At 36.4% G+C, this 13,672-nt stretch carries 10 protein-coding genes and 1 tRNA gene; 1 reads left to right on the forward strand and 10 read right to left on the reverse strand.

The genetic code is table 11. The features are described from left to right. The 10 genes from wecB to G3I01_RS02365 form a co-directional block, all read right to left on the reverse strand. On the reverse strand, window positions 1–1,125 hold the full coding sequence (gene wecB / locus G3I01_RS02315; RefSeq protein WP_219550702.1) for a UDP-N-acetylglucosamine 2-epimerase (non-hydrolyzing): 1,125 nt from the start codon (window positions 1,123–1,125) through the stop codon (window positions 1–3). Continuing rightward, on the reverse strand, window positions 1,122–2,138 hold the full coding sequence (locus G3I01_RS02320; RefSeq protein WP_219550703.1) for a polysaccharide biosynthesis protein: 1,017 nt from the start codon (window positions 2,136–2,138) through the stop codon (window positions 1,122–1,124). The genes wecB and G3I01_RS02320 overlap by 4 nt, the downstream gene beginning before the upstream one ends. Before the next feature lie 4 nt (window positions 2,139–2,142). Further along, complete coding sequence (locus G3I01_RS02325) at window positions 2,143–3,306, reverse strand: glycosyltransferase (RefSeq protein ID WP_219550704.1); 1,164 nt, start codon at window positions 3,304–3,306, stop codon at window positions 2,143–2,145. Continuing rightward, on the reverse strand, window positions 3,290–4,504 hold the full coding sequence (locus G3I01_RS02330) for a hypothetical protein (protein ID WP_219550706.1): 1,215 nt from the start codon (window positions 4,502–4,504) through the stop codon (window positions 3,290–3,292). Before G3I01_RS02330 ends, G3I01_RS02325 begins: the two co-directional genes overlap by 17 nt. Window position 4,505: 1 nt before the next feature. Further along, on the reverse strand, window positions 4,506–5,648 hold the full coding sequence (locus G3I01_RS02335; protein ID WP_219550707.1) for a polysaccharide pyruvyl transferase family protein: 1,143 nt from the start codon (window positions 5,646–5,648) through the stop codon (window positions 4,506–4,508). Then, on the reverse strand, window positions 5,614–6,588 hold the full coding sequence (locus G3I01_RS02340; protein WP_219550708.1) for a nitroreductase family protein: 975 nt from the start codon (window positions 6,586–6,588) through the stop codon (window positions 5,614–5,616). Before G3I01_RS02340 ends, G3I01_RS02335 begins: the two co-directional genes overlap by 35 nt. A gap of 4 nt (window positions 6,589–6,592) precedes the next feature. Further along, window positions 6,593–7,921 (reverse strand): flippase, encoded by a 1,329-nt coding sequence (locus G3I01_RS02345; protein ID WP_219550709.1) that lies wholly within the window; start codon window positions 7,919–7,921, stop codon window positions 6,593–6,595. Window positions 7,922–8,453: 532 nt separating this feature from the next. Next, complete coding sequence (locus G3I01_RS02355; RefSeq protein WP_219550710.1) at window positions 8,454–9,128, reverse strand: outer membrane beta-barrel protein; 675 nt, start codon at window positions 9,126–9,128, stop codon at window positions 8,454–8,456. A gap of 87 nt (window positions 9,129–9,215) precedes the next feature. Then, window positions 9,216–9,689 carry a UpxY family transcription antiterminator gene (locus tag G3I01_RS02360; protein WP_219550712.1) on the reverse strand — a complete coding sequence of 158 codons (474 nt, stop codon included), beginning with the start codon at window positions 9,687–9,689 and terminating at the stop codon, window positions 9,216–9,218. 380 nt (window positions 9,690–10,069) lie between these two features. Further along, window positions 10,070–10,142, reverse strand: a tRNA-Gln gene (locus tag G3I01_RS02365). Between the two features lie 212 nt (window positions 10,143–10,354). Between G3I01_RS02365 and G3I01_RS02370 the strand changes: the two genes are divergently transcribed. Then, window positions 10,355–13,660 carry a DUF2723 domain-containing protein gene (locus G3I01_RS02370; RefSeq protein ID WP_219550713.1) on the forward strand — a complete coding sequence of 1,102 codons (3,306 nt, stop codon included), beginning with the start codon at window positions 10,355–10,357 and terminating at the stop codon, window positions 13,658–13,660. Window positions 13,661–13,672: the final 12 nt, after the last annotated feature.

Genomic DNA, 13,672 nt, shown 5'->3' on the forward strand with positions numbered 1-13,672 from the left:
TTATTTTTTCCAGACTGTGCGGTTAATATAATCGGTATAAGAAAGAATAATCCTTAACACCTTTTTTGAAACATTATCTATTTCATAATCCTTAACCATCCTGATCGCCATATTGTTTTCCTGAAATTGTTCAGTAACCACTTTAATGCTTTCAATCACTCTGTCCCTTTTTAAACCACTCATAATTAAGGTTCCTTCATCCATTCCTTCAGGGCGTTCGTGGGCCTGTCTAATAGTAATGGCCCGAAGGTTCATTATAGAAGCTTCTTCGGTTATGGTTCCACTATCAGAAATTACACAAAAAGCATTTTTTTGAAGTTGAATATAATCGTGAAAACCAAAAGGTTTTGAGAATACCAATTTGGGGTTTTTAGAAACAAAGCCAATCTCTTCCAACTTTTTACGGGTTCTCGGGTGGGTAGAGATAATTACCTTTTTATCAAATTCCGTACTTATTGCATCCAGGGATTCCATTAGGTCCTGAAAATTCTCTTCTGAATCGACATTCTCTTCCCTGTGAATACTTACTATAAAATATCCCTGCTTTGCAAGATTTTCCTTCTGTAAAATCTTAGAAGATTCTATTGATGGCATCTGTTTATTAAGAACCTCCCGCATAGGTGATCCGGTTTTAATTACGGTTTCTGGAGGTAAACCTTCTGCAACTAAATATTTCCTTGCATGTTCAGAAAGGGGCATATTTATATCGCTTAAATGATCAACGATCTTACGATTAATTTCCTCGGGTACACGTTGATCAAAACATCGGTTTCCCGCTTCCATATGAAAAATTGGAATCTTCTTTCTTTTAGCTGAGATAACCGAAAGACAACTATTAGTATCTCCATAAAGCAATACGGCATCTGGCATTTCCTGCTCGAATAAGGCATCAGACTTTGTAATTACATTTCCAATGGTCTCTGCCGCATTTTGACCTGCAGCTTCCAAAAAGAAGTCAGGTTTTCTAAGTCCTAGATCCTTAAAGAATACTTCATTAAGCTCATAGTCATAATTTTGACCGGAATGCACCAGAATGTGATTGGTGAATTTATCCAGTTCTTTTATAACTTCGCTAAGCTTTATAATTTCGGGCCTTGTCCCTACAACGGTCATTACTTTTATCATACCTCTACAGAAAGTTCATTTTTAATATAAGAAAGCTCCAATAAAGCTTCCTTAATTTGTGGAATATTCAGTCTTGTTGTATTATGAGAATTATAATCTTCGAAACTAGATATCGACCCTTCTCCTTCTTCAAAATATTTCGCATAATTTAGGTCACGATTATCAGCAGGAATACGAAAATAGCCCGGAAGGTCTTCGGCTTTAAGCATTTCTTCCCTGGTGCATAAAGTTTCATATAACTTTTCTCCATGGCGAGTACCAATAATCTTTATTTCGCTTTCAGAATCGAACAATTCCTTCATAGCTTGCGCCAGATCCCCAATTGTGCTGGCCGGTGCTTTATGTACAAATAAATCACCCTGACTTCCATTTTTAAAAGCATAAATCACCAACTCTACCGCTTCTTCCAAAGACATTAAAAAACGAGACATATTTGGGTCGGTTACTGTTAGTGGTTTTCCTTCTTTTAACAGGTTTGCAAACAAAGGAATTACCGAACCCCTGGATGCCATCACATTTCCGTAACGGGTAAGGCAAATGGTAGTATCTTCTTCCGGGATATTTCTGGATGCTGCCACAACCGTTTTTTCCATTAATGCTTTAGACATTCCCATGGCATTAATAGGGTAAGCAGCCTTATCAGTGCTTAAACAAATAACTTTTTTCACTTTATTTGCTATTGCAGCTTCCACGACATTAGAAGATCCAATTACGTTAGTTTTAGTGGCTTCCATAGGAAAAAACTCACAGGAAGGCACTTGCTTTAAGGCGGCAGCGTGAAATACATAATCCACACCTCGCATCGCACGATCTACACTTTCATAATTACGCACATCACCTATATAAAATTTGATCTTATCATTTTTATAAAGGTTTCGCATGTCATCCTGTTTTTTTTCATCTCTTGAAAAAATACGGATTTCGGCAATTTCTGAATCTAAAAACCTATCCAGTACGGCGTTCCCAAAAGAACCGGTTCCACCGGTAATTAGTAAAGTTTTATTTTCGAACATAATTTTATTTAAATGAGAATAAATTTTTATTAGCTTCTATTTCCCCTGAATTTTCTAATCTCTTTATTAGCCTTTTTTGAATTTGTACACGTTTAAATCCATTAGCTTCTGGTTCAAATTGATTAATTATTGTAACAAAATCATGCGGTTTTTCCAGATCACAATCCCAACCAAGACCTTCAAATTCTAAATTTTTCCAGGGAGTTTTATTACTGATGAGAACAGGTGTTCCTGCTGATAAAGATTCCGCAATAACATGTCCATAGTTTTCACCCCGCGAAGGAAGAATAAATAAGTCATATTTTAAGAATGTCCTTGGCACCACTTGTGGATTAATACTGCCTTTATAAGAAACAACAATATTAGCAGGGTGTCTAGAAATTATTTTCCGACATTCATCCCAATATTCTGAATCTTCAATTGGTCCATAAATGTCTAATACTAATTTTCTTTTGACATTGGACAAAATTTTTAAAGCATAATCCAGGTTTTTCATCGGTGAAATTCTGGATAAAAAAATCAGTTTTAATGTCTCATCTAAGTAAAAGCCTTTTTTCTTTGAACTTGAAAGTTTGGGAGTAATTTTGGATGGTAAATCGAGTGCTATTTTTATTTCGCTCTTTCCGAATGAGGAGATTCTTCTAATATCACTTTCCTCAAATACACTAGAAGCCTGAAAAGTTATATTTTTATAGACTCCTAAAATATTTGCGATAAAAATCCATGCACGCTTTTTTGCCGTTCGCAGTTTAAGAGCTTCTGGGGAAAACTCTCCGCGTGGAGCCAAAATAAGTTTTTTATTGGGAAATAGTTTGAATTTTCTTCCTAATAGAGGTTTAATTGTAAAGACAGGATCAAAAAAACTATTTAAATACAGAATATCATGAGAAGTCTTTTTAATAATATTATTTATATATTTAAAAGTGAGATTTTGTGGGCTTAGGTAAAAGATCTCGCTTTGACCTCTTTTCACCCATTTATCTGTCTTAACACCATTGTAACTATTAATATCTCCTAAGTCCCGATCCCTGCAAATTATTTTAAAATTATAATCTTCACTTAGATGTTCTACTAAGTGTAATATGGTTCTAAGCGGGCCTCCAGCCTTAAAACCGGGAATATAATACCCGACAAGTATAAGTATTGTTGGCTTATTCCGGTCTTGCATAATTGGGCATAATTTTTCTATTGCAAATCAGGAAAAGAGCTACGAAGAATAAAAAGACACCAGGAGAAAAATACCCATACCCTCTTAAAAATAGTTCTAAAAAAAAAGTAATAATTATGGAGTGAGCAAAAATATCAATAGTTAAATTCGAGGAATAGTCCCTCCTTTTCATAAACCGAAATAAAGTGACACTAGACCTTATCATTAAGTGGAGATAATAGAGTATAAATCCAACACCTATCAATCCAAATTCTCCTACTATTTTCGCCGCTAGAAATCCAGCATCTTCCCTGTTCTTGTACTCGCCTAAAATTTGATAAATCATTTTACCATATTTTCCAGGTTCCAGGGTCCCCATATTTTGGAAACCTAGTCCTAAACCATTTGTTTCTATAAGAGCTAGGTAAGCATCTTCCCATCCTTGCAGATACACCAGAGTTGTAATATTGGATGCCTCCTCGGAAAAATTCAGCCGATCTTCAAAATAAGATAAAGCTCCTAGTTGGGTCAACAACAAATACCCAATGGTGCTAATTATTATCCCAAAAAAAAGAAATTTTCCCGGCTTTCGCACATAGTAAAATATCATCATCATAATTCCCAAAAAGAGCATTATGGCACTAGGGTAGAAAAGAGCTTGTACAACGATGATTAATATGAGTATTATTTTTCCATAGGACTTAAGAAAAAATCCATTAAAAAAAAGGATAGCTGAAGTAGAAATAACAAAATGACTTGGTTCCGAAAAAGGAAAGACGGCTTTAGGAAATTTTTGGTAGCCAAGAAATTGGAACTTATGTAGTAACGATAAACTACCCAGCATTACAATTAATAAACTTAATTTTCTTAGATGATAAAGAATTTTTTCAGGCTCCAGCTGTCTCAAGAAAAATTCTAAGGCTGCTGCTGAGATGGCTAAAAGGAAAAGAAAAACTAGAGAACCAATTTCCTTTAGAGATGGATTGTTATAAATAAGGAAGATTAATTGCAAAAATAATGTTCCCAATAAAAAAAGAAAAAAAGGTCTATTTAAGGCAAACCTGGAAATTCTAAATTTTAGAGTCCATAATGCTATTAAGCTTACTCCGAAAACACCATAGGCCATTGAAGGCGCATTAGCGGTCACATAAATAAAAGAAGGCAAAAAAATAAAAAGGCTCATCAATAAAACGCCTTTTGTTTCTTTTCTTAACCGCATACTAAGACTTCAATGATTGAAAAAGAAAATCTAAAGATGAATTCCTCATTTCATTTAAATTTCTCTGTGGTTGTTTATAGTCAACTGAAACATTTAAATTTTTAAAATCTTCTTCCTGCTCAATAATTCTTTCCTCTAATCCTAAAGCACCTAATAAACTCCTCATACGATTGACATTTTTTCCAGGTGAAACAGCGACAAAAGGTTTTTCAAAATTTACCGAGAAACAAACACCGTGGAAAGAATCTGTTATAACAAATTCTGCACCCTGGAATAAATTAATAAATTCCAAAGGACCAGCATCTCTGTATTGTTTATTTACTTTTGCCCCGGCACTTAAACCTTGTTCAATCGATATCACCTTGTAGCCAAGTTTTTCAGAAAAATATTTTACTGCTTTTTTTATTAGTGGAACCTTAGGTACTGTGTATAGAAGGATATACTTGCTTTTTGGAGCGTCAAAAGTTTTACCATCAATCAGTTTTAAATATTCCGTTTTAGGAAGTAAAAGGGAAGGATCCAAAACGTGATGAACTTCCCGATCAAGTTCTTCTTTTAATTGTTTTTGTCTTTCCTTTTCTCTTACCGATAAAGCAGCAAAATCTTGGAGAAGATGTTTAACTTGATTCATTTCTTCACCCGAAAAAGTATAAGCTCCCATGCTTGAGGCATAAGATATTTTTTTTCTTCCTTTCGGCACAAAATTTAAGAAGTATGCGGAATCAAGAATGTTATTATCACTGATACAGGCAGGATTCCAAATTTGGTCACTTCCTGCAACAAAGATTTCGTAATTATCCCAATTAAAATTTTCGAGATCATTTTTACTCAGTGGTACTGTCAATTGAAGGTTATCTGCTATAAACCTTTTGAATTTTTTCAGAACCCTATAGCGCGGGAATAATCTAAAGACATCCTTACCAGTTCCTAGTACGCCGTGAACTGTTGGTTTGAAGCGAATTATATCAAAGCTTCTGGAGATATGCTTGTTTTCATAATTTATTATTTCTATTTCACTTTTTTCTGAAATTATATTTTGTAGGGCATAGGCTTGAAAAATAGCCCCATAATTATTTGCGTTCTGTACTGTTATTAAAGCAACTTTCATATTAATTAATAGTTGTGAGATTTGTAAATATTTCATTTAAAGGTCTTCTTGCAGAAAGACAGACATTGTTTTCTTCATCGGGAAAACCAATTGCCAACATCATAATCACTGAATGATTAGGCTGTATATTTACGTTCGCACGTAACAATTTATCCATTTTAGGGGACTGACTCCAATTTAAACAGCAACTGGCAATACCCAAGGAATGGAGGGAGTAAATAAAAGACATAGCGAACATACCTCCATCTATCCAATGTTGATACCTCTCTTGTCCAGGCATAAAAGCTTGCTGATCTGCCGTAATTATCACCAAATTCGGTATATTTTCTCCAAAACCACGATTTCCTGTCTGGAATTTCAGGGCTCTATTTTTTACATTTTGATCAGCTGTATGATAAATATGCCACGCCTGCCGATTGCAAGCAGAAGGCGTTTTCATGGCCAATTTCACGGCTCTTTCTATAAGATTTTCGCTTACCAATTCGGGTTTGAATTCCCGTAGTGAAAATCTGGAGAGAAAGAAATTTTCAGGATTTTTTAGCTTTCCTTTTAAAAAATCGTTTGAAGTAAACGTTTTGATACCATGTTCATCCGCTGAAAAAAAGTTCAAATTTTTAATTTCCTGTTTAATTCTTTCTGCATTAGCAGAATGTGGATTTTCTTCTATAAACCGAATTAAAGTTGAAAGACCTGCCCTGTCATGATATCCAACATTATTATTTTCCTCTGCCTTTTTTAACAGGTTTAGTAGTAGAAAGGCATTATCCCAACCGGAATCTTTTTTTCTGTTCTTAAAGCTGAGGCTTTTTTCTAGGGCGTGATATATTTTGACACTGTGGTAATTTCTTGGATTCTTATTTTTCAAATCACCTTTCCAAGAGGATTGCTTATGATACCTTTTAAAATCATAAATATATCCATCTAAAGCTTTTATCAACCTGCCATACCTTCGAAGGTTTGAGAAAATTTGGATCATAATGTTATTTGTGTTTATTAAAAACTTTTTTTTCTGCAGAATAAAAGTATAAAGATAGCAGGAGAAGATTACTCATTACGGTAGTGCAGGCTGCCCCTAACCCCCCATATTTTGGTAATACTATAATATTGAGAACTATATTTAAGAGGGCAACTACACCCATTATTTTGACTTTTAAGCTCATGTGCTCTTGAGTCACCAAAACCGATCCTACACTGCTAGCAACAAAAAGTATAGGGATATTAAGAGATAATATTTTTAAAAGAAAAACTGCTTCCGTATAGGTTTTTCCAAATAAATAATGGATCAAACCATCAGCAGACAAAAAAACTACTGCCATTGCAAAGGAGCCCATAATTAGCATAAGTAAATTTCCTTTTTTATAAACCCTGTGAAATAGATCTAGATTTTGGTGAGACCATCTATGAAGTTTTGGCAGCAAAAACTTTTGATAAATCACAGAGGGAAGTAATAAAGATGCTGTTATAACAGTAAATGCAACAGAATAAATACCTGCCTCCGATGAACCGTAGAGGTAACGTAACAAAATAATATCACTTTGGAAATATATCAAATGAAACAAGCTACCTAAACCAAATGGCCAGGTTAATCTTATAACTTCCCACGTCTGTTTTTCATACTTCTTAGGAAAATTTAGAGTTGTATGCTTTGGAATATGACCTTTCAGTGTGAATTTACCATTCAACATTTTTTTCATTTCCCTGTAACCGTATATGCAAACAACAATACTCACACTGCTGTAGATAAATGATACCCCTAGGAGGCCAGAAAAAGAATCAACAAGTAAAAAACAAAGATTTAATAGTACTAACCGAAGTAAATTTGGCATTAACTGCCATATTGCTAGAGCCGTAAATCGCTCTTCCAGCTGGAATTTAGCATTTACTAATTCGAGAAAAGTTTGTCCTAATAAATATGGTAACAGTATTAACAAAACTAATTTTGTAGAAGAATTATGTCCTCCAAGAAAGGCCCAAAGAATGATTGCTACTACACCAATAAAAGCACTTCGAGTTAGAAAGCGAAAAGAACTTTTTACAAAACCCATTGCCTCCCAACCTTCATTTCCAAAAGCTTTGAGCCAATAGCTATGAACCCCAAATCCTACTAATGGAACCAGAGAAGTTATCAAAACCAGGGAAGACATGAACATTCCATATGATTCCGGTTGTAGATAACGTGCTAAGAGTATTTGGATTAAAAAAGCAAAGCCTGCACTTAGAAGGGAACTTGACCAAAGCTTTGCAATAGATTTCCCTGCAGTGAATATTCTGGTCGAATTAATTATATTTTTTAGAGCTAAAATATTCAAGCGCCTCATAATGAAATTAAAAACAGTTTAATGGTCCATTATTTATACAAAGCCCCACTACGGAAAATTTAGTAGCGAAAAGCTTGGCTAGAGGCAAACCCACATACCCCAATCCAATTATGGCAATTCTTGGTCTTTCGTTGATCATTTTCTTAAAAAATATTGAAGTAAAAATAGGGCTCCGCCGCCGTGAGTCACATTTGGTAACTCTCGTAAAATTTTTGATAAAACCTGAGTGGATAATCCTAATCAAGGGCATGACCAGGATAAATGATAAGTAGGGTTAAGTTCAGGTTGTTTCTTTGAGGCGGCAAATATAACCTCACCTCTTAGGAAGCGCAAAATTATAAGTGTTAAATTTTTAACTTAATTTTATAAGTCTTTAACGAAAAGGAAGAAAACTAAAAAATAGTTGAAAGATACTTAGCGTTTTCAGTTAAAATATGATTTTAACCAGTTAAAAAAACTTATCAAAACCACACAAATCACTGTGAATCAGATTACAAAACAGTTGAATAAACTAAAAAAGCTATCAGAAATAACAGCTTCCTCCGCGCCGCGCTGAAGGCAAATTATTGCCAAAAATCTTATAATTCAGACTTAACATTATCTGGTTCAATCGACCTTCATCAAAATAAGCCCGGTTGCCGTTATTAAAATTAACAATTTGAAAGTCCTCAGAAGGAAAGGTGAAGTCATATCTTAGATCCAGTTCCAGCCTGTTAAAGCTAATTTTAAATCCAAACTGGGCAGCGAGATTGCTATGATCATCTAACAATGGATCTAGGGTGTTTTCCATTTCTTTATTAAGAATAAACTGGTAGGCTGGACCAGCATATACATCAAAAGATCTAAAAACATTATACCCGAATAACAAGGGCAAACTGATCTTTTCTAAACTATAGGAAGAAGGAGACTCCCTAAACTCAAATTCTCCCCGAGCCCTATTTAGGAACACCTCCGGTCGCAGCAACCATTTCCCGAAATTCATTTCCAGAAAAGCACCCGCCTGGTAACCAAAATCAGATTCTGCACTGTATTGCACTGCGTTTCGCAAAACTTCAGAGCCATTATCATTCAAGCTATAATTTACCCCGGCCTTTATACCTATACTGTATTCCTGTGATTGAACCTCGTGTCCTGACAGAACAAAAAGGAGAAAGATGACTGTAGTTATTCGTAGGTTGAACTGAAAATATGTTTTCATTTATTTATAAGTAGGCTTTGATTTATATAAATTGATCTGGAAGAATGTTCTTTTCAATATTACTGGCATAGCAGAGTTTAAATGCGTTTACAAAACATCCTGTACATTAGCGGTCAACGTCCACCCTATATCGGGCAGGATAAGTTTTAGCTTCTTATTCCCTATCTCTTTAATTACAGCTTGCTTTTTCGCCAATTTTCCAGATTTGATCTCGACCTCATCGCCGGGCTTCAGATTATTAACTTCAAAGCCATCAAGGCGATCGTTATTTAACCAGGATCTGATAGCATCGATCTCTTCGGGCTTCGCAGTTGCGGGTTTATTAAGCCAGTTTAGAAAACCAAGAACCCCGGGAGCCTCGAACACACGGTTTCGATTGCTATTTTCCAGATTAGCAAACAGATAGGTTCTGAATAATGGTAAAGTAACTTTCTTTTTTCGATCTGTCCATTGCCTAACTTCTGTAATTACCGGGCAATAAATATCTAAACCAAGATTTTCAAGGAGCTTAGCCGTTTTTATTTCATGTTGCGGTTTTGTACGTATTACATACCAGGGCATACTGTGATTCTTTCATCAGAATGAAAAATTTCCCGCAGTAGGGTTTCTTTAAAAGTGGAGAAATTTTGAAAATGCAAAAATACGTTTTTTCGCTGAGTTGTCAAGTTAGAAGTTAGATCAGTTGTTATAGAATTACGAATCATCCTACTATACAGACCCATACTTTTCATTCCTTATAAAAAAACTCGAAGATTAAAATAGCAATCGCGTGAGGACGTCTAACAAAGAAAATAAAATTTATAGATAGGATGACTACTTCAGGACAGATTGAAACCTCAACAATATTCCGCGACCACCCCCAATTGATGTAGACCTCTAATTCTTCAAATTATGCCAATAAAAAAACCCAAACTTTTCAGTTCGGGTTTTTAACATTTTTGTTGGCCTACTAGGGCTCGAACCTAGACTCTTCTGGACCAAAACCAGACGTGTTGCCAGTTACACCATAGGCCAATGCTTAAATGCGGATGCAAATTTAAAACAAAGTTTAATCTACACAAACTTTTTAATGAAATTTTACTGAAAAAATTACGCTTTATTTTCCAATTGGCCGCTGCTTCTTCATTTTCAGTATTTTCCAAAATAATTGCTTTTATCTTTCGTTTTTAAAGCATTCAGCATTTTATTATTAAATTCGCCACTTTAGTACAACTACTCTAGTATTTATGACAGATCTAAACTTTAGTAAGTGGAACAAAATCCTGGGATGGCTGGTTTTTGTGATCGCTTTGACTACCTACACGCTTACTCTGGAACCAACGGCAAGCTTTTGGGATGCCGGGGAATATATTGCTACCTCTGCAAACCTGGAAGTGGGACATCCACCCGGAGCTCCATTCTACCAGATGATGGGAGCCTTCTTTTCCACCTTTGCCCCAGATAACACAAAGGTTGCCTTAATGGTAAACTTTATGTCTGGTTTTGCCAGCGCCATAGCGATCATGTTCATGTTCTGGTCGATCACCATGTTGGTCTTAAAAGTTGCCGGCCCGGTTTCAAAATTGACTCCGTCGAAAAAAATTGCAGTTCTGGGAAGTTCGTTAGTAGGATCCCTTGCTTTTACATTTACCGATAGTTTCTGGTTCAATGCTGTGGAAGCTGAAGTTTATGCCATGGCCGCCTGCTTTATGAGTATCATGTTCTACCTGGGCCTTAAATGGGAAAGAGATATGTTTACCCCAAGAGGCAACCGATGGATCATACTAATCTCATTAGTCATAGGATTATCATTCGGAGTACATTTTATGGGGCTACTAACTCTGCCTGCCATAGGATTCCTATATTTCTTTAAAAACTATAAAGAAGTCACCGTTAAGAATTTCATCATCGCAAATGTAGTAGTGGTTGCGGTTTTAATGTTCATTTTCAAACTTCTGCTTCCTTATACCCTAACATTCTTTTCGGCTTCAGAACTTTTCTTTACCAATAGCCTCGGAATGCCATTTAACACTGGGACAGTAATAGCCCTACTGGTTATAGTTGCGGCTTTCTACTTCCTGATAAATTATACCCGAAAGAAAAACCTTTATAAATACAACACTCTACTGCTATGCGTCCTGTTCGTGCTAATAGGATTCTCGAGCTGGGTGATGCTGCCTATAAGAAGTAACGCTCCTACCGTTATTAACGAGAACAGTCCCGATAACGCCAGGGAACTACTTGCATACTACAACCGTGAACAATATGGTGAGACGCATTTATTTTATGGCCCGCAGTGGTCTGAAATGTACTCAACCCTGGATGCAGATAATCCATACGAAGACGCTAAACCTAAATATGAAAAGGACGAGGAGCTTGGAAAATATGTCATTGTAAATGAATACAAGAACGCCAAGCAAAACCTGGATGATGACCATAAAGCGATCCTGCCACGTATGTGGAGTACAGAGCATGCCGTGAATTATATGGAGTTTACCGGTCCGCTGGATTTCAAGATCAAACCTGAATACCAGGGAGAGGAAAGACTTATTCAGGCGGTAAACGAGTTTAAATCTCAATTCTCTCGTGGGGAAAGAGATATGGAAGACTATCATAACTTCCTGAGACAATTCAGCGAATATCTGGATGTGGAAAAACCAGGTTTTGCTGAAAATATCGGCTACCTGTTAGAATATCAGATAGGTTACATGTACTGGAGATATTTTATGTGGAATTTTACTGGTCGCCAGGATGATATCCAGGGAAAATATACCGATCTCCATGGAAACTGGATCAGCGGAATCGATTTTATAGATGAAATGCATATTGGAAGTCAGGATAACTTGCCTTCAGATGTAAAGAATAATAAAGCAAGAAATACCTATTTCTTCCTTCCCTTCATTCTTGGATTAATAGGACTAGTATTTCACCTGAAAAGAGACAAAAAGAACTTCTGGGTATTGATGGTATTTTTCCTATTCACGGGAATTGCCTTAAAGATATACCTGAATGAACGCCCATTCGAGCCTCGAGAAAGAGACTATGCCCTCGTAGGTTCGTTTTATGTTTTTGCGATCTGGATAGGCTTTGGAGTCTACGCTATTTTTGATAAGCTTAGAACAGTCCTTAGTCCCAAGATCGTCGCTCCGGTTGTTATCATTGGAAGTTTACTTTGTGTTCCTGTGTTACTAGCATCAGAAAACTGGGACGATCATGACCGTTCTGGAAGGGATACAGCATTAACTATGGCCAGGATGTATCTCGATTCGGTAGATGAAAATGGAATCTTATTTACCATTGGAGACAATGATACCTTTGCCTTATGGTATGTTCAACAGGTGGAGAAATACCGAACAGATGTTAGAATTATTAATACCAGCCTTCTGGCTACCGACTGGTATATAGACCAGATGAAGAGAGCGGCTTTTGAAAGTGACGCTATTCCATCTCAACTGGATAACGATTTTTACAATGGTAGGAACGATGCGATCTTCCTTAGAGAAGTGACTCAGGATACGATTCCTATAGGTACCTGGATGAATTATATTGAAAATGAAGATCCTCGTACACAGGCAGAATTACAAAGCGGAACCTTTATCAATACCTTCCCTTCAAGACACGTAAGGATTCCGGTAGATAAACAAACTGTACTGGAAAACAATATCGTGGATGAATCTGAAGCTGATCTGATCGTGGATCATATCGATATTACCATCGGTGATCAGATCCTGTACAAGAACAGATTATTAATGCTGGATATCCTGGCAAACAATAACTGGAAAAGACCGATCTATTTCACTGGAGGAAGCTTTGGGGATGAAGATTACCTGTGGATGAAAGATTATCTACAGTTGGAAGGGGTAACCTATAAACTAGTACCTATCCGCACACCGCTTAATCCAAGAAATCCATTTGATATGGGTAGAGTGAACACAGAAAAGATGTACAATATCGTCAAGAACTGGGATTGGGGTAATATGGGGTCTTCAGATATTTATCATGATCCTGAGACCCGCAAGAATTCTATCACCTATAGAAGTAACCTGGCGAGGCTTACCGAAAACCTCCTTAGAGAGGGTGATACTATTCATGCCGAAGAGATTCTTGATCTTGGAATGAAACATATGCCGGTAGAATACTATGAGTATTACACACTACTGGAACCTTTTATCACCGGTTATTACGAGGTAAACGAACCGCAAAAAGCCAGAGAGATCTGGGAAAAGGTTGCTAAAAAATATCAGGAAAATCTGGAATATTATAGCAGCTGGGAAGTAGAACGCCAGTACAGGTATGCTGATGAGATCATTACAGACATGGAACGTTATCGTGGACTTGTTGACATGATGATGGTTTATGAAGACCGGGAAACTGCCAAGAAAAAGGCAGAGGAATTCAACAATTACCTGCGCATGTTCAGGCATTTTTACAGAGAAGATGAAGAAATCGATGCCGATGTAAAATCTCCTGAAGAAGAGATCATGGAAGCACTGGATGGAGCAATTCCTGTGGAATCGAATATTGATTCTACAGAACTGGATTCTGTTGAATAGAATAGGACCAGC

Source organism: Gramella sp. MT6 (assembly GCF_019357415.1).
In the GTDB taxonomy this organism is placed as follows: domain Bacteria; phylum Bacteroidota; class Bacteroidia; order Flavobacteriales; family Flavobacteriaceae; genus Christiangramia.